A 25,531-nucleotide genomic window follows, 5' to 3' on the forward strand; every position below is an offset into this window, starting at 1 on the left:
GTCGAAGAGCGCGGCGGCCAAGGACGAATAGAAGGACAAAGGCCGGGGCGTCCGAGCTTTGATGTTTGTCAGTGCAACCTGGGTCCGCTCAACGCGTCTGACGATGGAGTTTTTCGAGGACTAGTCGACGACCGGTATCTGAGCCGACCATGCTGGATGCGCAGCGGGCGCCAGCATTTTTTTGGCGCAGGCGCGGGGGTGGCTACTGCGAAATCAGCGCCCATCTCAAGATGTTCCGGAGCTCTTGCGAGATTGTTGGACCAAATCAACGAATGCTCCGGATAGGCAGACGTAAAGCTTTAACTCGCTGACATGGCACCACGCCAGGCGAACGCAAACCAAACGAAGCTGGCACCGGCATTAAAATACGTGCAGGCCCCTTGCTGGCAAGACTATTTCATCAATCACCTTGAAATCGTCTGAGCGCCGTCAGCTTCTCGAAAGCTTGTCCGTCTTACCATACGGCGTGAATATCTAGACGGCGGTGTTCCCATGGATAGTCGCGGAACTGAGCGCTGAAGGCGCACTGAGCAACAGGATGCAAGTGGTAGGACCTGTTGAACTCTGCCGATCAACACTCCTTGTTCGTCACGATCTCGGGCCGCGCCAGTGACCGTCTTGTGGTGCACTCTTATATCGGAGGACGTGTAATGTCAGTCGACCTATCGCCAACCGCCAACTCAACTGTGGCTTTCTCCGGAATGCCCGCCCCGCCCTCTTCGGCGCAGGACTTTTCCAGCTTTCAGGCGATGCTGGCCAGCCTCTCGTCGAAAGACACGACCAGCGATCATTCAGCACCGCAGGAGCCGGCCCCCACAGAATCAACCAAGCAACTGACGGAGGAACTCACGCAGGAGGCGCGGAATATCCTGCCACCAGAGATAAGGGCAGCATTAGATGCATATCAGGATGACCCACAGCCGTCCGGTGCTGCGAGCAGCCCAATCATTGCGGAAGCACCCGTACAAAGCTCAAGGATCACCTGGAACGGTGGCACGCTGACTAATGCGGAACTGCAGATTGTCTCTGTGCTGAACCGCCACAAGGACAAATGCCCGCTTGATTGGAAGTCTCTGGGAGATTTGGTCGACGATTCCTCGACACCGCCGGATCTAAAGGCGGCGATCGAGGCACTGCAACAGGACCCGGAGCTCTTCTATGCGATCGGTTCGCAAGGCGACGGCCGCTGTGGCGGCAGGATCAAAGCGGGCGATCTCTGCGGCTTTTCCGACCATCACCCTCAAGTTGCCGCGTTCCAGGAGCAGCGGGCGCGGACCTACGAGCAGAACTACATGCCATCCGACGGTACCGGGAACGGTGAGCCATCGGTCATGACCCTGACCGATGCCTTGCGCGAACTCTACCGCTATTCCGATAACCTGCCCAAGAACTTGAGCCTTGCGGATTTCAGGCACATCGTGGACGGCAACGCCGACATTGGCAAATGCCCCCCACAGGTTCTCGCGGCGGCTCAATATTTTATCGACCACCCGAATCAATGGAAGCAGTTGTACGGCGGCTCAATAGATCGGGTCCACAAAGAGGACTTCCTGCAAGTTGCTTCGTCATCGATGAGTCTCACTCGACCCGAGCTTGGCACACTAAACACGATCAACAAGAACCAGGACGCTTTCTTTGGAAATGGCGTTCTGACCCGGGAAAAGCTCGTGAGTATGGTGGACGACAAGAGCCTTTCCCCCGAGGTGCGAAGCGCGGCTTCCCAGTTGCTCTCAGATCCTGTGCTGTTCGGGTTGATGAACAACGCGATTACTGGCTACAAAACCCACCACAAGTTTTTCGACTTCGGCGGCGGCCATACGGTTGATTCCGGAAACATCAGCAGAAACGATTTCAACCAGTTCTTCAACAACATGTCTGGTGCGAACCGCGCCGCACCGCAATTGAAGACGCATGCCGCTCAAACGCCGGCCGAACAGGAGGCCACCGCGGACATGATGATTGGCGTGGCAGACCAGCCCGACATCAAGTCTCCCAAGAAGAACGGTGGCGCCCTCATGCACGCACTTAATGACGTGCTTAAGGTAGGCTCGAAGGTGCTCGACTGGACAGCGACGGCCGTTGGTGTACTCGGCTTCATTCCAGGGCTGGGCGAACTGGCCGATCTTGCTTCAATGGTGATCGAGGCCGAGGCGCAAGCTGCAAATCTTCTGCACACCGCGATCAGCGGCGGCGACATAAAGAAGGCGCTGGAGGAAGCCGGGCTCAGTCTTGCGGCGCAGGCCGTGGGCTGCATCGCCGGCCCCGAGATCAAGATAGCGATTCGAGAAGGCTTGGTGAAGCAGGCAATTCAAGAAGCGGCGACGGCCGGCATCAACCTGCCGGTGTCGATGGCCCAGTCCTACGCGGAGGATTATCTGAATAACCTCAAGACACGGATTGAAGCCGAGCGCACGCAAGCTGCAGGTGCCTACGCCTAGTCGTGGCGGCGGTATCGACACAGGATAAAGCTGGACGAAAGGCTAACTTGCGAGGCCACCACGCGGTAGGGTCGCCCCCCGCCGCGCAGGTTGCGCAAGCATATTCGATGCTTACACCAACGAGCGTGTTTGCCGCTAGCTAAGCCAGCGCATTTGTCGGCTGCACGCGAGCGCCCGACCGACGTTCTCACATCGCGTGGGCCACCGCGAAGATTTCGCCGGGCCGATTGCGCCACCCGTCGCGGACGGTGAACTTGTCGATGCCTTCACCCCGCGACGGAACCGGACGGAGCGGCAAACCTGACCGGTTTACGTCGTCGAATCGAGAGCACATTATTGGACGTGACGCTCAAGGTCCTTGTCTCCAGCGCCTCCTGATCGCTGTCCACGAAAGTGGTCCATTTTTATGGGTCTGCTACGAGCGGGAATGGAGGATCGCTCTTCGTTGCTGACTCGCATGAGCAACTTTAACCTGCAGCCCCGCCCGGGCAGGATCGAGACAAATCGCTGCCTGGTTCGAGGCAACTAAATTGCCGAACGAGCTGCGAAGGCTCCCGGCCGGGCGGGCCCCGAGATTGGGCCACGTCAAAGCTTAAGCCCATTTTATCCGTCCGGCGCTTACATTCCGCTTATCAAGGCTCCGCTTTGATGAACAACGGCTTGCCTGATCAAGTGCCACATAGGCGAGGTCTTGTACCAACGCTCTGATCTGCAGCTTTCGCCGGAACACAGCCGAAATATGAGGCGGCCTGTGCAGAGGCAACATCAAAGAGATCGGCTCATTGTATTTCTGGGGTTCGTCAGCTTGTCGAAAGCTAATGCTTCCATAATGGACGTAATGGAGACTGCCTCCTCCGCACGAACGAAGTTTTGAAGTAGGAGAACCCGATGCGCATTTCCGGCTCTAGCGCCGCTGGGCACCTTGATTCTGACCTCCACGCGACCGGCGGCGGCAAAAAGGGATCTCGGGCGCCTGGCGAGCACGATGATCATGGCCAATCGCATGGTGCAGGAGCTCCCGTAAATGGCGGCGCGTCTGGTCCAGACGCTGACTCGCAAGCCGCTGCTATGCAGCAAGCGTTCAACGTCGCTCTCGGCGCCGTCGCTATCCAGTTTGTAAGTAGTGCAATGGGTCGTTTCGACGAGGCCATGGCCGAGACAGAGGAGGATTCCTGACCTCGCATGTTGCGGCGTCGGGAAAATCGGAGCCGCAAGGCGCGGCATTCTTCAAATAAACAGGAGAAACAATATGGCTAAGGTTGGTGCTTCTCATACCTCGACGGCGGGTGGCGCAGCTGGTACTGCCACTGCAGCCGCGGGTTCCGCCGCTGCTGAAGCTGCGGGAGAAGCGGCATTCAACAGGCAGCTCGCCGCCCTGACTGCCAGCAGCACGAAGGCTGCTGAAAGGGATGTAGAACTTCGAGTCGTCTCGACAGAGCTCTCGACCGTCAAGAAGGTGGCCGATGAGCGGGTGCAGTAACGGATGAAGCGGGACGAAATTATATCCTCCCGCTTTTGCCGGCCGCATGATCTATGAAGTAGCAACAGACCGTACGGCTTTGCCGTACGGTCTCGTTCTTCATTCAGGAGACGATCGTGAATGAACCAGCTTCCCCGCTATTCGAAGTGTTGTCGGGGTGTTATTCCGGGCTGACCGGCAAAGCGGGGAGCGGCTCCTGCTTGATTGGCAGCAGCCTCGATGCTGATTTGGTCTTCATCGAGCAAGGCCTCGAACCGCACCATCTTCGCGTCAGCTGGCATGTCAGCTCGATCGAGATCGAGGCCCTTGCCGCGGACGTCGCGATCGAGGGCCGCGGCCCTATTTCGCCAAATGAGACCGTTGTTGTCCCTCTTCCTGCCGTCATCCATATGGGCGCGATGTCTATTCGCTGCTCGATCGAAGGCACTCAGCAAGGCGGCTCTACCGGGCGCTGGCATGTACCGATTATCCCGCTCGCCTTGGTCCTCATCAGCTCTGCCGCAGTTGGCACCCTTTCAACGAGACTTGTTCAGTTCGACAGCGTCGCAGCGCTGAGCACCTCGTCCCCCGCCACGGACATTGGCCCCAAAATCGCGCTCGCGGCCCCTGATGTTCCGGCCACCGACGCAGCGGCTCAACGGCTGCAAGGGGAAGTTGACGCAGCGGGCCTACTCGGTATCAAAGTCGGTTCTGGGCCGGGCGTTGTGACCGCCGATGGCACCATTACGCCTGCCTCGCTCGCTAAATGGCGGGAAGTCCAGCAGCGGTTCGATGTCCAAAGCAATGGTGCTTATACGCTCGTCAGCGCGGTCGCCATCAAGGAGGAGAAGGCGCCCCCCGCAATTGCCGTCCAGGCAGTTTGGCGCGGAAACGACCCTTATCTGGTCATTGCTGGTCAAAAGTACTTCGCGGGTGCACTCTTGAGCAATGGATGGACCGTAAAGGAGATCGAGGACGGACGTGTGTTGCTGACACGCAATGGCCAGCTTGCGGCTTTGTCTTATTAGAGTTTTAGCCCGCGCCAACGAAGGAACGTTTCATGACTAGGCTGCCGCAGCGGTCCGTAGAGCCTGGCATCGCCTTTCAGGGAATTAACAACGAGCATCATGCACCTGTCATCGCCCCGGCCACACCTGAGGCCAGCAGCATCGGCATCGACAAGGTCCATGGAAACGGCAAGGGTCACACGTCAGTTGTCCAACAGCGCGAAGCGCAGGAGCGGTTGGCTGCCAGCACGATCGATAACGCGCTCGAACTCAAGTCAATCGATCCAATCTCGCGGATCAATCCCACTGATGCCACCGAGCACGCAGGTAAGATCGAAACGAGTTCGGCACTTGCCTGGCTGAAGGGCCCCAATCTCGCGCATAGCCTGCTCTCCTTCGTCACGCCCCGCCTGCGTCATTCGCATGTTGTACGTCCAGAGCAACACGGCCTTCTCCTCGAGAGTCTGGTCGATGCGCTGTCAGCCGCGCCAGAGGGCTCGGTGGCAGGCGAAGGGGCCGCGCTTCTGCGGCTGGAGCTGCAGCGGTTAATCCTGCTCCGGCAGAATCACAACAGCTTGATCCAAGGCTAGCAATGCCAGATCCGCACGAAGTGCAGCACTTCACACCTACCCAGTCGTCGAATGTTTCCGAAACCGATCGGGTAGTTCCGATCTCTGGGCCCGAGCGCGATTTGCTCTGCGCGCTTTCCTATGTCCACCTCGCGTGCGGGCAGAGCGCACACGGTCTGGCTCTCTTGCGGCTCGTCGTTCACGAACATTCTCAAGACGTCGAGCTGCTTCGCATCCTCACCTATGCTCTCATCTCAGAGCGCCTCGGCGAGGAAGCGCTATCGGTATTGGACAGGCTGGACATGCTTGATGATCAGCCATCGTCGCGTCTGCCATTGCTGCTGCTGCGCAGCCATGCTCTGCGTCAGGCTGGCCGCATGGCCGAGGCGCAGGCCACCTTCAAGCGCTATGTTTCCTTGCGGGGCAGCCTGGCTCCGGTCAAACAATAAGGCTTTGCATGGCCAGGCACCTACGAAATCTCGTCGCCCGCGCACCGGCCCATCCGGATATCATGGTCGCACTGATGCTGCTTCTCGCGATCGGCATGATGATCATGCCGATCCCGATCATCGTGATTGACATGCTTATCAGCTTCAACCTTGGCTTTGCCATATTGCTGCTGATGGTTGCCCTCTATCTCAGCACGCCGCTTGATTTTTCGTCGCTGCCGGGCGTCATTCTGATTTCGACGGTTTTTCGTCTGGCGCTGACCATCGCAACAACGCGCCTGATTCTTGCGGAGGGCGACGCCGGCAGCATCATCCACACCTTTGGCGACTTCGTCATTTCGGGGAATATCGCTGTCGGAATCGTCATATTCCTGATCGTGACCATGGTGCAGTTCATGGTCCTTGCCAAAGGCGCCGAGCGCGTCGCAGAGGTGTCAGCGCGCTTCACGCTCGATGCACTTCCGGGCAAGCAGATGGCAATCGATGCGGAGCTGCGCAACAACCATATCGATCAACACGAAGCACGTCGCCGGCGCGCGGCACTTGAGCAAGAAAGCCAACTTCATGGTGCAATGGATGGCGCCATGAAATTCGTGAAAGGCGACGCGCTCGCCGGGTTGATCGTCATCTGCATCAATATGCTGGGCGGAATCAGCATCGGCCTGCTCTCCAAGGGTATGTCGCTCGATGCCGCGATGCATCACTATACGCTGCTGACGATAGGTGATGCGCTCATTTCACAGATTCCGGCACTGTTGCTGTCGATTACGGCCGCGACCATCGTCACACGGGTCAACGGGCCTTCCAAGCTCAAGCTTGGGGCCGATATTGTCAGCCAACTTACGGCGAGCACACAAGCGCTTCGGCTGGCGGCCTGCGTCTTGTTGTTAATGGGACTCGTTCCTGGCTTCCCCTTGCCCCCGTTCGTCATCTTGGCCGTGCTTTTCGCTGCCGCAAGCTATGTCAAGGTCGGCGCGAAAGGCGACAAGCCTGCCGCGAAGACAGGCGCAAATGTCACCGCGTCGGCACCGGCTCCAGCACAGGCACAGAAGCAAGCCGCTCATGCGGAAGCACTTCCGATTGCGTTATTCCTTGCGCCGAACCTGACACATTCAATCGACAAAGACGAGTTGGAACAAAGCATCGCGCGCGTTTCAACGTCGGTGTCGGCAGACCTTGGAATCACGGTTCCGCGTATCCCGGCCCAGATTGACCAGAACCTGTCCAAGTCGCAGTTCAGGATAGATGTCGATAGCGTGCCGGTTGAACGGGATGTGATCGATCCGACGCAACTCGCGCTCAACGATGATATTGCGAACATTGAACTAAGCGGCATCCCATTTAGGCAAGATCCGGAGACGGCTAGCGTATGGATCGAAGAACGCCATGCAGCTGCGCTCAAAGCCGCCGGGATCGGACACCACCGTCCGGTCGAAATTCTTGCTTTACGTCTCCATTCCACATTGACACGCTACGCACAGCGCCTGGTAGGCATTCAAGAGACCCGTCAACTGCTTGCCCGAATGGAGCAGGAGTACGCCGATCTGGTGAAGGAAGTGCTTCGTACGGCCACCATTCCTCGGATCGCAGAGGTCCTGCGCCGCCTGCTCGATGAGGGGATACCCATTCGCAACACTCGCCTCCTCCTGGAGGCCCTTGCAGAATGGAGTGAACGCGAGCAAAACGCCGTCCTGCTCACTGAATATGTTCGTGCCACGCTGAAGCGGCAGATCAGCTTTCGCTATGCCAATGCCCACCGCGTTGTGGCCGCCTTTATCATTGAGCGTGAGACTGAAGAGATAGTGCGCGGTTCGGTGCGCGAAACCGCTGTCGGACCATATCTCGTTCTGGACGATTGGCAGAGCGAGAAGCTGCTTTCACAATTCCGTCAGATCCATTCGACCATCGCACAGAGCCAAAGCCAGCCCGTCATTCTCGGCTCGATGGATGTCCGGCGCTTCGTACGCGGCTTTCTCACCCGCAACGGGCTCGACCTGCCCGTTCTGTCTTATCAGGATCTCGCCTCGGATTTCACGGTCCAACCGATTGGATCCATCAGGCTTCCAGCTTCCAAGGACAAGGCGCCTTCCCCGGGCGGGCTCCTAACCGCCTCGAGTTAAGGCTGCGCAGCAGCTCGTCGTGAGTAGCCCTATGAATCCAAATGATATCCGGTTCCGGCGGTACTTGCGGTTCGTTAGTCCCGGTTCCTGGCCAGCTCTGCTAGCGATGCTCGCTATCGTGCCACTCGCCGGTTGTGCGACCACGGACATGTCTGGTGTTTCGCCGCGGCAATCCTCCACATTAGAGGCAGCAGCCGTTGATCCCGCCATGCGCGAGCGCATCTCGCACGCCCTCGGCCGGGATGCTGATGAGCAGCAACTGCGCGATGCGTTGAAGCAACAACCGGACAACGTCGGTGCGGCGATTCCTCTTGCGCGGACCTTGTTGGCCCGCAGATCTCCGGATGAGGCTCTTGAGGTACTCGATAGCGTCTTGCTGGCAGCCCCCGGCAACCTGCGTGCATTGAATGCCAAGGGCGTTGTGCTCGATCAACAGGGCCACCATCGGGAAGCGCAAGCGCTATACCGCCAAGGTCTCGCGATCGAACCCGCAAATCCGATGTTGCGCAACAATCTCAAACTGTCGCTCGTCCTCGAAGGCAAGACGCAGACTGAGAACGCCAACCCACCAGCAGTGGTTGACCGCCGGAACGCCTTGGTCCGATCGAGATAGCCTAGCGAGAAGAGCGAATCGCAAATGCTCGAGGCACAGCCACCAGCTTGCCCATGGCCGATAATCACTATGAGCGCGGGATCTGGAAGGGCGTCCACCGAAGTGACGCCCTCTATAGGGAACAACGATCTGACACGTTTCAGCTAATCATTGATCTATCCATGCGCCAACGCGCGTCCGAGCTCGATGAAATGGGACAGCGGGCGAGCAATGGGTGAATTCGGCGCCTTCGAATTCCACCCCTGGCCGATCGTCGACGGCAACCCGGCCGTACTCCCTCATTTCCGAGCCGCCGGTTGTTGAGATCACAAGGTCTTTATTCGAGAACAAGCTCGCGGAGTATTATGGCGACGACATAGAGCATATTGCGGCGAATCCGCAGAAGTACTCGCATCCGGTGTCCCAAAAGGCTCAACCCACAGATATCCTGCTGGAATATCAGCTCAGGCTCGACGGCGATGAACCGCTCGTCCTCTCTCACTCATTCAATCCTGAAGCGAAGGCTCGCGCAGCAGCGTTGGGTTTTGTTGAGGTCAGTGGCTCGATGATGGTGCTTGATCGCTTGATCCCGCCAAGCACGAAGACAAATGGAAGAAGAACAAAGACGGAAGATGGCAGCGAGCAGGCAAACCTCCCTTATATCTTGCCGCAGTCGATAGCAGTAGCGACAACGCCAAGCATCCGCAGTGTGCGGCGGACCTCGGGAAGGATTCGCACGAGGACGAATACCATGTAGCGCGCACGGGACCACACGAAGACGACCGAAGTGACTGGCCAGATCGACCTTAGCGATGGCTGCGACAGCGACTCATACTCTTGGACATGCACGACCTTGATTGAGGACGTACGAGAGGGATTGCGCTGTACAAATAGGGGATCCGCGCTTTACTTCCGTGCGCGACGTCGCAGCCGTTGGCTGGCAAGCGCGCCCTCGAAGTCCATCACGCTTTATCGGACGCGATCCGAGCCACCTCAGCTTGGTACATCTGCTCGAGGCGGCTCTTCGCCGGTCGACTGGAGGGTTGAATATTGCGCTTCTCTGATTGTGAGGCAGTGGTCCTTGCTGACGGATACGCGCTGCGAGCGATGCAACTGCGACCCTGGCATGGCCGGCCGCTGGTCCTGGTCACTATCGACGGCGCTGGAGGCATTGCGCAGAACTGATCACCATCTTGCGGTCGGGCGAGAGCCCAGGCCGCTCGATCGTCGGGCTGGTGTACACGACCGCTACGCTGCCCATGATTTCATGCGAGAGTTGGATCGAGCAACCGGGTCATCCTCTTGAACTTCACCTATTGTTAGACGGTGGATCTGTGGATCGTCCGGTATTATCAAGGAAGACATGCAGGCGAACAGTTAAAATATCTTTCGAGCTCCGCAACCGCGCGCTCCTCCCACTCTACAGCTTGCGCCAGCAATGAGCTGCCTTGACTTGGCCGAAATGCGGCAGCCTGCCGGCACAGAGACGCTATCGCGCGATAGCGGCGCACGTTTTCCATAACGGCCAGTCCGGTCATGTGCGGATACGTCCCCTGCTGTCCCAGGCGAGAACTTGCTGCATAACAGTTTTCTATCCGTTAGCAGCACGAGCGAACGGCTTGAATGGTTGGCAGACTCTTGCCGGCCTGACAGCCGATGAACTTTTTCGCAAGTGGAGGCCTTCCATCATACGCGGTCATGCCAGTTAAAAGGCGCTGCTGCTCCGCGTTTGCTGAGGTCTACGAATTCAGCCAGGAAAGCGCATCGATGAAGAACAGGAGCGAGGGCACACCTCGGCTTGCACATCAATCATGTGACCTGTGATGCTGCTTGGCTTCCAAGTGTGATGTGACAAGCGGAGGCCAGCCCTTGTCAACCTTTCCGCGAAGCCGAGGTTTGGGATCTACTCGGACGCAGATCAACATCCCTTGGAGCCTAGCTTACGCCCGAACCTCGGTCCCCTGCCACATGACACGGCCAATTCTGCGCGGTCCAGACTGACCGATCGGTAGGCCGAACCAACGGCGTCGCTGGATCCTGCTGACACTAAGCGCTCCTCACAGTTGACAGCCCTGCCGTGGCGGCACTCTCGGAGTCAGGCGCGTCATCTTCGGCCACCGGTTGAGAGTAGTGCTTTGGACTTGCGGCGCTCGGCCACAAGGACTTTCTGCCCCATTCCAGGTGACACTTCAGTTCAGGTCGAACGTCTCTGGCTTAGAATCGACCTCCCAAAGCGAATAGGCGACGGCGCGGCTTTGTCTGTCGTAATTTGCCTTCAGATCGTTTGGTTAATAATGCCGCGCCAGAGCGCTCGCACCACGATTAGGGGCACTCAGATGATCACGCCGGTCCGGCGGAAGTGGAATGCAAGAGAGCTATTCAATGCTCTTACGCCAGCGATGTTCGCCGCCGAGCCGCCGATTGTACGCGCGCGTTGGGACAAATTGTGGCCTGATCTGTACACGGAATATGACGCGCGGTACTTGAAACAAGAATTAGTGGCGAGAAATCTTATTGCTTCCGATGAAGCTGCGGCATTCTTCAACGCCTGGGCGATCGACGAAGAGCGACACACCGACGGATTCATCCGGATCATTGAACTTGTCGCTAATGGATCCGAAAGGAATCTTCGGGAGAGTTTGGACGCTCGATCGCATGATTTTGGTCCGATCGTTGAACACGTGAATGACGAATTCTCCTTAATGGTTCTGATTGCATTTGATGAAATGTGCACTTGCCGCGCCTATGCAGCAGAAAAGCCATTTTATGACGCCCTCGGGAACAACACGTTCCATCATTGGCTGCGGGAGGTAATTGCCGATGAGGCGGTCCACTCGATGAACGCCGTTAACGTTATCCGCGCGCGCTATCGCGACCGCATTGGCCAAGTCGGCACAATCCTCGATAACCTGATCCGCGCGTCCGATAATCTACGCTATTCAGGCACCTTCGTCCTCGACTACTTCGGCGCAGTGTATTCCAAGGAGCTGCTCGCCGACTCTCGCCTCGCGACCATGAGAAATATTACCAAGCCATTCATCGTGTAGAGTGAGATGTGTAACAGCGAGCCTGCCGAAAGTTGCGCCAGCGTCATATCGCCGCTCAATCCACCTTTTCTGCAAGTTTTCTATTCTGTCAGTTGATGCCAAGTTGTCCTGACGCGTTGTGCGCAATGTCGTGTTCACGACATGTCGACGGTTCACCTTTGGCCAGAGAATAGTACGCGCCGGTTCTGTTTTGCGTCCAGTTGGCGTGCGCGCGGCCGTGAGTACGCCACTGGTCCGGCATTTGCTCTGCTGTTTGGCAAATAACGTGCGGCTCCCCGCTTTGTCGGATTTGTCCGCCATAAACGTGGATCAGTATGAAACGAAAGGCGATGCCATGCAGAACCGGATTTCGGTCACCGCCAAGGCGGGAGGTACCGCCGCTAGTACCTCCGACTCGACGACGCCCACCGCGCTGGCGGTCGAGCATAGTATGGATGATAGCACTGACTTATATCTTCCTGAAGAGGGTGGCGTCTTTTCCGACACGTTCAGATCAGCTCGACCAGCTAGCTTCACGCTTCAGAACGGCCTGCAGGTGGTCGTGATCCCGGATCATCGCACACCCGTCGTGACTCAGATGATATGGTATAAGGTGGGTTCCGCCGACGAGCCGCCTGGCAAATCGGGGCTTGCGCATTTCCTCGAACACCTGATGTTCAAGGGCACCTCCAAACATCCGCCGAATGAATTCTCCAAGGCCGTGCTGCGCGCCGGCGGCAATCACAACGCCTTCACCGGATTCGACTACACCAGCTACTTCCAGCACGTGCCGCGCGAGCACCTCGGCATGATGATGGAATTTGAAGCCGACCGCATGACCGATCTCATTCTCAAGGATGAGAACGTGCTGTCCGAGCGCGACGTCGTGCTGGAGGAGTTCAATAAGCGCGTCGCCAACCATCCAGGTGAACGGCTTGCTGAGCAGATGATGGCGGCGCTTTACCTCAACCACCCCTACGGTCGCCCCATTATCGGGTGGCGCCACGAAATCGAAAAGCTTACCCGAGAGGACGCGCTTACCCTCTACAAACGCTTCTATGCACCGAACAACGCGATCTTGATTGTCGCCGGCGACGTCGCCCCCAAAGAAATCCGCTCGATGGTGAAGGAGAGGTTTGGCGGCATCCCCGCGCAACCATCGATTCCCCTGGAGCGCCTGCGGCCGCAGGAGCCGACGCCGGCCGCGCCGCGCACAGTGACGTTGGCCGATTCCCGCGTCGAACAGCCAGCCCTGCACCGCTATTACCTCGTACCGTCGGCTCGCACCGCGGCCGCCGGCGAGGGTCCGGTGCTTGACGTGCTAGAGCAGTTGATGGGCGGCGGCGTCAACTCATATCTCTATCGCTCGCTGGTGCTCGAGAAGCAGCTCGCGGTCACTGCCGGAGCGAGCTACCACTCTGCCGCACTCGATCCCTCGCTATTCCAGATTTCGGCCATACCAAAACCCGGCGTCAAACTCAGCCAGATTGAGCGCTTCATCGACGCGGTAATTGCCGACATTGGGCGTAATCCTGCGAGCACCGAAGACCTCGAGCGGGTCAAAACGCGGCTGATCGCGCAAGTAACCTACGTCCAGGACAATCATGAAATGCTCGCGCGCTGGTATGGCCGCGGCCTGACAACGGGACTGTGCATCGACGATATTCGAGGCTGGCCGGACGGCATCCGCGCGGTCGATGCACAGCAGGTGCACGAGGCCGTACGGAAATGGCTCGACAAGAAGCGATCGGTGACCGGCTATCTCATCAAAGAGTCTACGCCACACGACGTGGGATCCTCCTCGGGGGAGCCTCGCTCTCAATCGCGATGCTCGCTTCGCCAAATTCGCTTGCCGCCACGAGGACGCTTGCGCGGACCAGGATCAAGCACTTGGTTTCGTCTTGCGGTATAGAAGCCTGGTCCGTGCAGGATTCCACTGTCCCGTTGATCGCGATGGAATTTGCATTCACCGGCGGCGCGACTCAGGACCCCTCTCAAAAACCTGGCGTAGGCCACATGGTTGCTGGCCTGCTCAAGGAACGTTCCGGCGACCTTGACTTCAAGACCTTCCATGAGCGGCTCGAATGCGATTGAGCTGCGTTTTCGCTCGACCCATGATCACTTCCGCGGTTCCTTGCGCACGCTCGAGGACAACGCGGACGAGGCCTTCGATCTTTTGCGCATGGCGCTAACCTCGCCGCGTTTCGACGCGGCCGATGTCGAACGGATCCGCGCCAGCGTGCTTGCGCGCCTTCAGCACGACTCGTGCCGATCCTTCGTCTGTGGCCCATCGCAAGTTCATCGAAGTCGCCTTTAGATCGTCGTGTAGGGACCATAGTCGGGCGGGCAATCGCGCCAGCGTGCGCCGCACTGAAGCATGTGAACGATACCGCTGATAATACGTCGATCGTCTTCCCGCGACGGGCCGGTCAGATTCGTTGGCAGATGCGGCTCGATCTGAGCCAACTGCTTGTCGTTGAGCCCGAACAATCCTTTGCGCATCGAAGTCCCTACGCCGAATCAACTCGGGTCAGGGATTCAGCATAGCAGTCCCGATTCCTTTGTACCTGGATCGCCCGTGACTCTCTATGGTGAGAATTCGCAACGTGTGGCCCTTGGCGCCAAGCTCATACTTCCCACCTTATTGCGTCCGTCGGCATCCGGAAACAAAGAAACACACTGGACGTTGCCGCTACTGCTGATCGCTCTGTACAGCCTCACTTGCTCACCTCTCCTCTCGATAGCGAAAGAGGCTGGTGCCTGGGCCGCCAAAGCGGCCGTAAACTTGGTCGTATCCGCGCGAGCGGCGCCGGCCGGCGCATCGCGCTGCTGGTCCAGACTCTGCTCGTCAGAGGGGGCGGTGTAGTAGTTGATTCTCATTGCTGTGGATTGCTAATAGAAGCTGTCGGCAAGCTGACGTCGTGTAAGGTTTGCAATCAGGGTCGCTTAGCGGGCGGATTATCGTCGTCCGCCCACGGCGCGAACGGCCGACAGCATCTCTATGCTCCCCTTTCCGCCGCTAACGGACCGATGCGCTTCGATCGAGGCGGAGCCGATGGACAAAGTCAGGCTGTCGCTCCCGCAGCGGGCGAGCGCTTCAAGAACAGTTGCCAATGGCGGCGCTTGACCCAGCGATTGATCCGATTGTAGATCGTCGTGTGGGCGGGCAGTCGCGCCAGCGTGCGCCCGCCGCACTGAAGCTTATGAGCACGGTCCTTTGCGCATCGAAGTCCCCACGTCGAATCAACTCGGGCGAGGAAACAGGTCCGCCGCACCCAAGGAAGCGGCCCAGCGAGAGCGCACACGCGCCAGCCCATCGTCATTCCTTGCAGATTCTTCTCGACCCGCACCATGTAGCGTCATCGGCGAACTCTGTGCCCAAGACAAAGATCGTCAGTCTCATTCGCTCGACGCCGGCTTTTTTTGACGGAGCGTCCTCGAGATCGCTTCGCCTCGATGTTGCGCCGTCGGGCGGCGCCCCGCTCACCCTTCGATCTCGCTCTCAATGACACGATAATCTTGCCTCGGCGCGAACAGATGCATGGTTGCTATTTGCGTCAGCAACCGTTTCAGCGCTCGCATATCTCGATATTCTTCAGCAGAGTGAGAGCTCGATCGCTCAGGATCATCTCTCAGCACTTGTCTGCCGAAAAGACGACAATCTGATCCCAGCAGACCTTTGATGATTTGCCAAACCATGGTCGGACCGCGTAGCCCCACCTCGTTTGTGCTTCCCCGCGCTCGCAATCTGACGCTACGTAACATTCGGTCCCTTCATGCCAATTTAAATAGCGGCGGCGATAGATAGCCTATAGCAATCGCAACGATCACCACAGGCAGACCGTTGGTTCTTGGCGGCGCGAATTCCGGCCGCTTACAAACCTCACGCAGATCACCAGTACAAGTGATTTACTCCCCATTCTCGGCCTGCATTGTCGTTGCGATCCAAAGACGTCACTCGCTTGATGTTGAAAATGTTCATCGGTTGCAGAGCTCTCGCTTCGAAAGTTCATTGCCCCTTCTTTCTGCCATGTTCGCACCCAAAGCAGAGACGCGCCGATTGCGCAGTTTGCGCGCGGCAATAGCGAGTGTCTCAGGAGATTTCCATGGTGAAGCCAGTTGTAATTGTGGTAGGTGCGGACAAGGGAGGAGTCGGAAAAACGACCGTATCACGAACGCTACTGGACTACTTCAGCGTCAATAACGTGCAAACACGCGCATTCGACACCGAGTCGCCGCGGGGAACGCTGAAGCGCTTTTATCCCGAGATCACCGAGATCGTTGACATGACGACGACGGCGGACCAGATGAAGATCTTCGATACCCTGAACTCAGGGCTGTCCGTCACTGTCATTGATGCTCGCGCAGGCTTACTGTCCTCTGCGCTGGCTTCCTTGCGCGATATCGGATTTCTGGAGTCGGCGCGGTCTGGCCAGATAACATTCGCCGTGTTCCATATCCTGGGATCATCCATCGCTTCGCTAGACGAGATCGCTGAAACCGCGACCTTCATGAGCGGCGCGAAGTACTATCTCGTCAAGAACTTCATCAACGACACTCAATTCTTCCAGTGGGATCAAGCGACATATAATTCCTATTTTCACCGCATCAAACATGCGACCGAGTTGGTTATACCGAAGCTTAACGAGATGGCCTATGAGCAGGTGGAAGTCGCATCCGTCCCATTCATAGACTTCGTCGCAAACAAGGGGCGGAACGATGAACCCGCTAACAACTCCTTCGTACTGCGCGGCTATGTCCGGCACTGGCTGGCAAATGTCTGGAGCGAATTTGATCGCATCAACTTGACGGAATTGGCCGGCGCCAAGTCCGCCACGCGGGCCGGCGAGAAGTAGTCGCATATTCGGCGAGCTCAAGTCGGGCCCACGTACGAAACGAAATTGATCTGCTGGCTATGTTAGCGACCCCCGTCTACATCATCTGCTCTCCTAGCCCGCAGGTCGGTAAAACCCTCATCGCTCGGGCCATGAGCGAGTTCTTGCTGCTGAAAAACGGCACAGCGCTGTCGTTTGATGTCAACCTGAAAGAGCCGTCATTGCTCGACTACCTCCCCAACATCACGGAAACCGCGGATGTGATCGACACTTACGGCAAGATGCAGCTGATGGACCCCCTTATCGTCCACGATCGGGTAGCCAAGGTGATTGATCTCGGCTTTCACGCCTTCGATGAATTCTTCAAGATGTGCGAGGAGATTGGCTTCATGAAGGAGACGGCGCGCTGCTATGTCGCCCCTATCATTCTCTACGTCGCGGGCGCAGACCGTATCTCCTTTCGCGGTTATGAAATGCTGCGGCGGCGAATTCCGCCGGCGTCGCTGGTCACCGTCCACAATGAATTCGTTCTGCGCGGCGGATTACCTGAAGCGATGGATGGCGAGCGGGTGATTCGGATTCCCGCACTTCCGCTGTTCCTCAAGAGATATATAGACCGGCTTAGCTTTTCCTTCACTGGATATCTGCGCAACGAGAAGGACTGGTCCACCGAGCTGCATCAATGGATCCGGCGAAATTACAACATGTTTCGCGATCTGGATTCGAGTGTGATGCTGCGAGGGTCCTATCGATCGCGGGGGACGGATATCGATAGCCTACGTTGCACAAGGGCCACTTGAGAGTTCGGTCTGCTCGCCATCTATTCCTCCTATGAGTGATCGTTGACCAATGACTTAATGGCGTTCGCAGCGCGAACGCATGAGTTGCGGTATACGAATTTTCGCTTGGATCGCGCATCTCCACCGTGATCGTGCGCACGAACCGCGCGACTGGCAATTGATGGCAGCTGATTCGCCGAATGGCTCATGCAGACATCCCGTCCCCGGAAGGATCGATGGTTGTCTTGACTTGTGAGCGGCTGGGCGGATCGACGGGCCCTTCCGTCGGAGGACGCTCATAGCTCAAGGCCGAGTTTCGCGAGCACCTGGTGCATGACCGCGCTTTTGATCTCGCGGGCGATCTCGTTGCGTATCTGGGCGCCGAGCACCCGCTCGGCATCAGCATCGCCTCTCAGACCATGCTCGGCCAGTCGCCCATCCAAGCGGGTTTGAAACTGTATGCCCATCGCGTCGACGAGCCGCTCCTGCATTTCAGCATAGTCTTCGGGTGCGATGGGCCGCATCACACTTTCCCATGGTTGCCAGCGCGCTGCCAAATAGTCCGGAAATTCCGTCGCTTCCTGGTTCAGCACTGATGCCTCGGCCCTGGCCACATCGTCCTCGGTCACGTGAGAGACGTTCATGAAGCGCATGTCGGGAGCGATGTGCCGCAGCTCCAGCGCATCCCGCAGCTGGGTCTGGTAGGCAAGGTAGACCTCGATCTCATCGACTTCCGCGTTGGGGTTGGCACGACGAAGCGAGTTGACCCTCTCGCGCGCGATTCCGTCCAGAGCTTCCAAGCGAAACATGACGCGGCCGTGCTCGAGCAGTTCGCCCAGTCGCCCGTCATAGACGCCCTCCTCGACATCAGCGTTCAGGCGTGCAGTCTGCATGCCGTTCCACGCCAAGGTAATGCGATCTTCGCAGCTCGCGTTCGCTCCTGAAGCCAACTCGAAATACTGCTCGCGCAAACGCGGCCTGACGGCTGCCTGCCGCAAATCTTCGGCGACCGCCTGGCGGAACGCCTCGTTGCCATAGTTCACGGTGCCCCCGGAGCCTGTCGAGGAAGCGTGCATAGTCCGCGGCCCCCGCTTCATGGGCGAAGTGCTGCCAAGTGGCCATTGCCGTGGGCTCGCCCTCGAGCCAGTCCGCGACAACCTCTTGCAGGGACCGCGGCTGAACTTCCATCGCTCCATCCGCGGTTGAGAAGAAAACCTAAGGGCCGGCATAGTGTCCGGCACGCATCGCTGTTGCCAGGCCGGCCTGCACCCAATCGGCGAGCGGATTATTCTCCAGATTAACGCTCGAGTCGCGGCTTAGCTGCGTCAGCAGGGTCTCGGGCACGCTGGTCAGCTGATTGTTGCTGGCGCCGAGCCATAGCAGCTGGGGCTGGTCAGCCGGTTGTGGCTGGCGCTGAGCCATTCGAGCTCGGCCGGAAGAGGCTCGGGCAGGTCCGTCAGCGGATTGTGCTCGACGTTCAGACGCTGGAGCCCGGCTGGAAGCCCGGGCAGGTGGGTCAGACGGTTACCGCTGGCGTCCAACTCCTGAAGCGTTGCTGGAAGGCGTTCGGGCAGGCTGGCCAGCTGATTGTTGTCGACATTCAGCCGCCGCACTCCCGGCGGCAGCTCTGCGGGCAGGCGCCGTCAGCCCATTGCTGATGGCATAGAGCCGCCGCAGGCCAGGTGGAAGCTCGGGTAGGCTGTTGAGCTGATTGTCATCTACATTCAGGCGGCGCACCCGGCCAGAATGGGCGCAGACAAGGCAGTCAGGGACAGAGACGACAGATCTAGCGGCTCATTGAGATCACCCGTGCGCCGCCAAGCCCTCGTTCGACTTACCGCCTGTTGCCGATCCTCATTTTGCCCCTGCCCTTCGGCAGTCCAGTCAGTCAACACCTCCGCCTGCCAGGCAGTCGCCTCGCCAGCGGACGCCTGCACGTCCGTCAAGGCCTCTCCCCACTGCGATGCGGGCGGAGAGCCCGGTTCGGAGCTTTCCGAATCGGAAGTTGCGGAAGGAATACCAGCGCCGAGCTGTTCTGCATTCATCGATGTCATCTTTTCGGTAGCAAAAATGAAGCGAACTCGCTGGGGCGGCGCATCTTAGAACCGGTAATCCTCCACCATGGATGACGCTCCACCGGCTAACTGCAATGAGGTGCGATCACAGAGCGGGGCCGTCACGCACGACTGGCGCAAATACGCTGCTGCGAGTGCCACCGAGCAACTGCAGACGGTGCAGCGAACCCAGGCGAAGTCTCGTCCGTGCATCGGTTGATATTGGAGTCCATCCCGGTCTCGCCTGCCAGATCTGCGCCCATTGAGCGGCGCCTGCCAGCAAGTGGCGACGTTCATGATACGAGAGCTAGCTGTCGATAAGCTGACAAACCGCGGAGCAACAAAATGGGGGATGGTCCCCATCAATTTCTCAAGCTTAGGCTCAGCGCTCCGCAGGCGGAATGACTTCGAGCTGGGCCGACTGGCGCCGGCACGCCGGCACGCCGGCAGCGGCGCGCTTGCGCCCGCAACTTTGCTATCGCTTGCGGCGAGGCGGCCCCACTTCTCCCTGCGTTGAAACGCTTATGTAATAGCTGAGCTTAAAAGCTTGCAGCCCATCGCGCCTAACGCCGCTCGCCCTTGGCTACGAGACGCGGCGCGCACCCGAATGTTAACAACACGGGCTCGCTAAATTTCTCCGATAACGAGTTCCCCGCGTTTTTGACATCGGCCACGTGAACCGGCCCTCCTCCTCGGCTTACCGTCGCAGACCTCGACAGGCAAGCGCCCATGAGACGGCTCTTGACCCGTACACGTTCGACTGAGTGGCCGGACAGCTGCATCTGCACTGGTGCGACAGAGTTTATATGTCGAGCTCAATGCAGTCGAGCCGCGCCGCGACCAATGAACTCGAGCATCGACTGTGACTTGTTGATCTCGCGTGAAACACGTTTCAGTATGCGTATTGCTATCTCCTCCGTCGCGATCAGCCCCACTCTCTCGCAGGCTAACCCAAAATGATGCATCACCTGCTCGTCGGAGGGCGCGATACGATTCTGCAACACGCTGGTCGTCAATGACGAGAGCATGTGCTCGACGACGTCATTCTCCGCCTGGCTCAAGACCTAGTCCTTCTGATTTTTTTTGTTCAGTTCTGTAATCTTTGGCGACCACATCGCTTAGATGTGTCGCTGCGACCGATAGTCGTCTTTCGACGTCGCAGCTTCATGCCCGTTGAACTCTGCTATCGAGAGATTTATTTGGTCGTTTACCTAACTGCTCGGACCGCTTGTCCTCAGCACAGGCGCACGGCTTCAGATTGCGTGACTTGCACGATTCGGATAGCTCCACAGCGGCATTCCGCTCTTTTGGATTACCGACCGAATGATGGTGCAAATATGGAAAGGGCCCTAATTCCGACCTTCCCAATCAGAACGTCGTCAAGCTGCGACACTCGAGAAGCTATTCTCTGGCAAACGTCCTGGCCGGCCTGACCTCCGGCCTTTCGGCTCAACGCGTTGCATGTCGTGGGTAGCCCCACGATCTTCCGGCGCGGATGCTTTCCTCGAAACTCGGCAGAAGTCAGATTGAAACTCAACACCGCCTTTTGCTGGAACACCGAATAGTCCACGTTGCGCAGTTGCTTGTCGCGCGTGATCCCCACCGTTGAGAATTCAACGATGTCGCTGGCGCGATCGATTTTCGCCTAGCGCCCTCGTGAGGCCGGTTTGAAAGGACATGCTTCCGAGCTGTCACCGCAGCGCTCTGTGCGGCCATCAGTGCTGCCGGTCATCGCCTCTGGCTGGATATGAACCGTCTATTCCGTTGGAGTATTTGCTTGCGAGCGCGGGCTGTTCACCCAGCGCGCTTTCGCCGGACGGCTAAAAACGCGATTACGGCTGGGTTCAGTCATATTCTGCTACCTGTATCATTGCATCATCCATGCCATCTCGCGACTCCAACTTGTCAGCGTACTTGACTATGGCTGGCCCCGCGCCCCGTGCCGATGATGCAAATGGCTTTCCTGGCCATCGCCCGCAAGCGAGAAAACTGGCAATCAGCAGACCGCCCCCCTCAATCTCCATTTGCGATGCGCCATCAACGCCTGCCAAGCGGGCCTTTATCGTTTACGCATCAGCAAGCCTACAACCTATCGCAGCGTGAGATTCAAGCTATTAAATCGGTCTTCTGAGGCCGACTGTGCACAGTGGATGCCGATAGCAATGATTGTCCCTGGAACGCTCATTTGGCTCGACACCGCGTCTAGCCGACATTTGCCTCGGATTGCCAAGATCCCAATCCCGGCTTGATTGGGTGGCGCGTGCCGGGGACCGCAGTCAGGCTGGCTCGCCTTTCTCAAACAATCGCCCCCATGGCTTACCCATGTTGTTGATGAGGTCCACCTCGCCCCTAAATTATTTATCGGGTAAGCGATTGCGAATGTCCGGTAGCAGCGCGGGACTAACCAGCATCAGAGAGGAGGCGATCGCAATGAAGCCGCTACCGCTTTACGCCGCTTCGGCCGCTAGAGCTCGACATCGCTACGTTCCGAGTCGCGAGCTGTTGCCCAAGTCAGGTCGCGCCCAGCGCCTGAACAGGCTTGAGCCGAATGCGTGTCGGACATGGATTTAACTGCTCTCCGCTTCTCGGCTTTTGTTCGCGCACCGATCAATCCTGTGGAGCGCAGGAATTGTGCAAGGCACACGATCGCAGCGCTGTGAAAACGCGAGGATCTACTGCGATTTCTCGTCACACGCGCGGTGTAGGGTGATATTGATTGATAAGAGTTGCGTACATCGAGTGCTCGCCGAAAGAACAGGCGGGAAGTCGCAAGTCCTCGGATGCAATTATTCGGCAGGAATGCGGAGCCAAGGAATGGCCGCTCGATGACGATCGCCATGCTTGATACTCCAGGGACGAAGTGAACTACATCTGTGATGACTTCAACTGATGATACATTAAGTGAGATCAGATGGCTGCGGAGCGAAATCTGGCGCTGCCGTCGATTACTTAAAAGGGACCTACCTGGCGCGGAGCGCAAGGCCGTTGAGAAGCGTCTGCTTGAACAGCTTTCTGCCTTTGAACGGCTCTTGTCGACGGCATTTCCTTTGACCTTGAGCCCTAAGGTGTATTCGGCCAAGAGCACCACGATCGAGCGAAGCGATTCCCCTGAAGCGCCCATCGAGATGGCATCAAGCGGTTCCTTCGGGAAGCCGATGGGCGGCTAACAAAAGAGGTTTCCTAGCTCTATCTGAAGCTTGAGCCCGGCAGTCGAGACCAGCTAATCCCAAGCTGAGAAATCTGAGGAAGACCGCGATGGAACATACCTCCAACGCTAACATTCCAGCGATCATTTGCCAGTTGTAGCCGATTTAGCCACCTGCCGGAAAATACTTGATTGCCGACCACAACGTCATAGATTGATGGGCAGCACGGATTGCTGCAGATGTCCGGCCGTAACCACCACAGTTTACGCAGATTGTCCTTCCGACCAGTTACAGCGAGCCGATGGCAATCTCACGACGGCCTCAAAGTCGGCGAATGGCTGCAGCGCAGAATAAAGCGCAACTGCTGCAGTACAAAAGTTCAGAGCAAACCTCGTAACAATCGTGGGCGCACTATCGATCGCTGATCGAGGCCAATCCATTCACGGAGCTCAGCCCCCCTGACAGATGAACTGCGGCTCGGCAGGCTGATGCTTAAGCCCGATCGACTTTCGGCCACCAACTTGGCCAAACTCCGGCGCCCGTTAGTCTGAACACCTCACTGTCGCTCGATTTCTGCAACTGCCGCTCGGACGCCTCACTCTCGACGGAGGACGACCGGAAGCCTGTTGATACGCCGTCTCGGTCCGTCCTTTCTCTCCGCCGCGATCGGCATCATGCGGCGGCATTCGCCGCGCAAGTTCTTGAAATTGTCCCTAAGACAAAACATGGCCACGTCCACGTCGCTACGCCCTGTAAAGCGGTCACAGAAGCGGATCACGTCTGGTTTGCACGACATCAAGACTTCCTCGGCCCGCCGATCTCGCGCGCGAGCGTGTCCTGTGCACCACGTCGTTGCGATCGCCATCGCGGCGAGGGCGGCTGCACAGCGATGCGCATTGCAAGTCCAGCCTATTCGTCGCTCTTGATTCACCAAACCTCTCTTAAGCCGCATATCCTTCACTATTGTTCTCTGCCCCGCGAGCATAATCTGTTTACCGGATTGGGCCGCCTCGGCAGCCACTGTCTCGCTCTTGCGGGCCCGACGCAATGATTACGGGCTCCCGAATCATCGTCTCGCTTGCGAAGACCGAGATACAACAGAGATCGGCCGTTTAGCGCTTGTGTGGCGATGCAGGCTCCCAATATGGCGTTCTGCTTCGCAAGGCTACAACCTGACGCCACGGTCGATTCAAGCACTTTGAGCGTCAAGTGTGTGAATACGTTCTGAGACGGGCATACCCACATTGGGGGCAGTAGGACGAACTTCCGACAACTGGACGCCTGACCGGCTGCCCCGCCCGGGATGAACGTCCCCGATGTTGGTCGATGGCGCTCAGCCTAGTGTTGGGGTTGCGGGCGTAAAGGGCACGCATCGAGACGATCAGCAACAAGCTGCGTCGACGCAGCTCGTTTTGTTCGCGTTCCGAACAGGCCTTGATCTGCGGAGTCAAAGAGTTCGGTACGATGGTTTTCCGAGAAGCACACAGGTTTGGACCGACAGGCCAGGATACCGTGGCTGGATGGTGATTGTCGCAACTGTCAGGTACCTCGATTCGACAGCCTCAAGCGGCCTGCTGCTATTCACGGTGCGCAATTGCTTGAAACCAGCTCAGCAGCTTCGACCTTGAGCCCCGCTGGCACGCCGGTTGCTACTAACACTGGCAGAGCGTCAGCCTGGGTGCAGCCTAACCGGAACACGGAAGACACGATTCCTCGTTGAAGCGCGAACATAGCGCTCGGTCCGCGTCCGTCCGCAGAAAGACCTGTAGCAGTCACGATCTAGGAGAAAAGCGAGACTTCACATGGGGAAATTAGCGGTGCGCGAGCTTTCCAGGGTCGGCAGGTTAAGTGTTGTGGCCGCAGCCATTCTGGTTTCGCCAGTAGCAGGCGCCAATGAGGATTTGATGAGCGCCGCCAAGCGGATTTTCAAGCCGATTCCCTCAATCGTTCCAGCGGTGAAGGACAATCCTATCACCCATGAAAAGGTCACACTTGGCAAATCCTTGTTTTTCGATCCGAGGCTATCGGCGAGTGGGGTTATTAGCTGCAACAACATGTCATAACCTTGGGACGGGCGGGGTAGATGCCGGCCCGACGTCGATTGGTCATCGCTGGCAGCTGGGGTCACGTCGTGCGCCAACAGTCTATAACGCGGTCTTCAACGTGGCGCAGTTCTGGGATGGGCGCGCGGCGGATCTTAAAGCGCAGGCCGCAGGCCCTGTCCAGGCCAGCGTCGAAATGAATGCGACGCCCGATTCCGTGCTCAGAACATTGAATTCGATGACCGATTATGTCGTTATGTTCAGTAAGGCTTTTCCCAACGATGCGGCTCCCGTTACGTTTGACAATTTTGCCAAGGCCATCGAGGCTTTCGAGGCGACCTTGATTACTCCCGCCGCCCCCTTCGATCAGTACCTTGAGGGCAATGAATATGCTCTCACTGATCAGCAGAAAGCCGGGCTAAAGCTATTCATCGCAAAGGGATGCTCCTCTTGCCACAACGGAATCAACGTCGGTGGACAGGATTACTTCCCGTTCGGCCTGATTGAAAGGCCAGCCGAAAGCCTGCTTCCGAGGGAGGACAAGGGTCGTTTTGCCGTCACCAAGGATCTCGGAGACGAGTATGTTTTCCGCTCGGCGCCGTTGCGCAACGTCGCATTGCGCCCTCCCTACTTCCATTCTGGTCAGGTTTGGAGTCTTAAGCAAGCGGTTGGCGTGATGAGTGAGGTTCAGCTTGGCGCAAAGCTCAGCGATGAAGAAGCTGACGAGATTGTAGCGTTTCTAAATTCGCTCACCGGGCAGCTGCCAAAGATCGATTACCCGATACTGCCAACACGGACCATTGCAACCCCAAAGCCCTCCTTAGACAAATAGGCCTTCACGATAGCGACACGCTACGTCGAGGCAGATAGCGCTGCTGCAGCGAAATCAGGCGATATCGCGGTCCAAGCTGGAGCATTTAGCAGGCCGAAATTGCGCGCCTCGAGCCCCAACCCGTTCGTCGCTAACGCAAGAATTCCTTAGGGGCCTGTCAAATTATCCATCTTGGGCAGCTCA

General features: G+C 57.9%; 15 protein-coding genes and 5 pseudogenes. 15 read left to right on the top strand and 5 right to left on the bottom strand.

All coding sequences use genetic code 11. The annotated features are described in order from the left end of the window. Positions 1-650: 650 nt before the first annotated feature. From XH87_RS10675 to XH87_RS10710, 8 genes are all read left to right on the top strand, one after another. Entirely contained in the window at positions 651-2,438 is a 1,788-nt protein-coding gene (locus XH87_RS10675) for an HrpF/NolX family T3SS translocon protein (RefSeq protein WP_442868254.1), read from the top strand. Between the two features lie 1,249 nt (positions 2,439-3,687). Continuing rightward, positions 3,688-3,918, top strand: coding sequence for a hypothetical protein (locus tag XH87_RS10680; protein ID WP_271587237.1), 231 nt, complete (start codon positions 3,688-3,690; stop codon positions 3,916-3,918). A 116-nt stretch (positions 3,919-4,034) separates the two neighbouring features. Beyond that, positions 4,035-4,925 (top strand): SctD/MshK family protein, encoded by an 891-nt coding sequence (locus XH87_RS10685; protein ID WP_271587238.1) that lies wholly within the window; start codon positions 4,035-4,037, stop codon positions 4,923-4,925. Between the two features lie 32 nt (positions 4,926-4,957). Beyond that, positions 4,958-5,494, top strand: a complete 537-nt coding sequence (locus XH87_RS10690; RefSeq protein WP_271587239.1) for a hypothetical protein — start codon at positions 4,958-4,960, stop codon at positions 5,492-5,494. Between the two features lie 2 nt (positions 5,495-5,496). Beyond that, positions 5,497-5,922, top strand: a complete 426-nt coding sequence (locus tag XH87_RS10695) for a histidine kinase (protein WP_271587240.1) — start codon at positions 5,497-5,499, stop codon at positions 5,920-5,922. Between the two features lie 8 nt (positions 5,923-5,930). Then, positions 5,931-8,042, top strand: a complete 2,112-nt coding sequence (sctV, locus tag XH87_RS10700; RefSeq protein ID WP_271587241.1) for a type III secretion system export apparatus subunit SctV — start codon at positions 5,931-5,933, stop codon at positions 8,040-8,042. A gap of 208 nt (positions 8,043-8,250) precedes the next feature. Beyond that, the gene (locus XH87_RS10705) at positions 8,251-8,655 is read left to right on the top strand and encodes a tetratricopeptide repeat protein (RefSeq protein ID WP_271587242.1); all 405 of its coding nucleotides are present in this window, start codon (positions 8,251-8,253) and stop codon (positions 8,653-8,655) included. A 214-nt stretch (positions 8,656-8,869) separates the two neighbouring features. Then, positions 8,870-9,391, top strand: a complete 522-nt coding sequence (locus tag XH87_RS10710; RefSeq protein WP_271587243.1) for a hypothetical protein — start codon at positions 8,870-8,872, stop codon at positions 9,389-9,391. 595 nt (positions 9,392-9,986) lie between these two features. On the opposite strand, the gene XH87_RS10715 is transcribed toward XH87_RS10710, so the two are convergent. Then, the gene (locus XH87_RS10715; protein ID WP_271587244.1) at positions 9,987-10,172 is read right to left on the bottom strand and encodes a hypothetical protein; all 186 of its coding nucleotides are present in this window, start codon (positions 10,170-10,172) and stop codon (positions 9,987-9,989) included. Positions 10,173-10,970: 798 nt separating this feature from the next. On the opposite strand from XH87_RS10715, the gene XH87_RS10720 reads away from it, so the two are divergent. From XH87_RS10720 to XH87_RS10730, 3 genes and pseudogenes are all read left to right on the top strand, one after another. Continuing rightward, the gene (locus XH87_RS10720; RefSeq protein ID WP_271587245.1) at positions 10,971-11,681 is read left to right on the top strand and encodes a hypothetical protein; all 711 of its coding nucleotides are present in this window, start codon (positions 10,971-10,973) and stop codon (positions 11,679-11,681) included. Between the two features lie 430 nt (positions 11,682-12,111). Then, on the top strand, positions 12,112-13,572 hold the full coding sequence (locus XH87_RS10725) for a M16 family metallopeptidase (RefSeq protein WP_271587354.1): 1,461 nt from the start codon (positions 12,112-12,114) through the stop codon (positions 13,570-13,572). After that, positions 13,488-13,975 (top strand): annotated as a pseudogene (locus tag XH87_RS10730) (M16 family metallopeptidase); the annotation flags it as partial. The gene XH87_RS10725 and the pseudogene XH87_RS10730, both read left to right, overlap by 85 nt. Before the next feature lies 1 nt (position 13,976). Here XH87_RS10730 and XH87_RS10735 read toward each other — a convergent pair. Both XH87_RS10735 and XH87_RS10740 read right to left on the bottom strand, forming a co-directional pair. Beyond that, positions 13,977-14,162, bottom strand: a pseudogene (locus tag XH87_RS10735) (transposase); the annotation flags it as partial. Positions 14,163-14,586: 424 nt separating this feature from the next. Continuing rightward, positions 14,587-14,868: pseudogene (locus XH87_RS10740) on the bottom strand (IS5/IS1182 family transposase); the annotation flags it as partial. Between the two features lie 898 nt (positions 14,869-15,766). Here XH87_RS10740 and XH87_RS10745 point away from each other — a divergent pair. Together XH87_RS10745 and XH87_RS10750 are read left to right on the top strand one after the other, a co-directional pair. Further along, complete coding sequence (locus XH87_RS10745; RefSeq protein WP_271587246.1) at positions 15,767-16,516, top strand: hypothetical protein; 750 nt, start codon at positions 15,767-15,769, stop codon at positions 16,514-16,516. Between the two features lie 59 nt (positions 16,517-16,575). Continuing rightward, positions 16,576-17,295: a hypothetical protein gene (locus XH87_RS10750; RefSeq protein ID WP_271587247.1), complete on the top strand. Its 720-nt coding sequence runs from the start codon at positions 16,576-16,578 to the stop codon at positions 17,293-17,295. Positions 17,296-17,570: 275 nt separating this feature from the next. Here XH87_RS10750 and XH87_RS36735 read toward each other — a convergent pair. Next, positions 17,571-19,319 (bottom strand): annotated as a pseudogene (locus XH87_RS36735) (NEL-type E3 ubiquitin ligase domain-containing protein). Between the two features lie 824 nt (positions 19,320-20,143). Beyond that, on the bottom strand, positions 20,144-20,389 hold the full coding sequence (locus XH87_RS10765; RefSeq protein WP_271587250.1) for a hypothetical protein: 246 nt from the start codon (positions 20,387-20,389) through the stop codon (positions 20,144-20,146). 893 nt (positions 20,390-21,282) lie between these two features. Between XH87_RS10765 and XH87_RS10770 the strand changes: the two genes are divergently transcribed. Next, the gene (locus tag XH87_RS10770; RefSeq protein ID WP_271587251.1) at positions 21,283-21,459 is read left to right on the top strand and encodes a hypothetical protein; all 177 of its coding nucleotides are present in this window, start codon (positions 21,283-21,285) and stop codon (positions 21,457-21,459) included. Positions 21,460-24,276: 2,817 nt separating this feature from the next. Beyond that, positions 24,277-25,348 (top strand): annotated as a pseudogene (locus tag XH87_RS10775) (cytochrome-c peroxidase). The last annotated feature ends 183 nt before the right edge of the window (positions 25,349-25,531 follow it).

The sequence above is a fragment of the Bradyrhizobium sp. CCBAU 53415 genome (assembly GCF_028128735.1).
GTDB lineage: Bacteria > Pseudomonadota > Alphaproteobacteria > Rhizobiales > Xanthobacteraceae > Bradyrhizobium.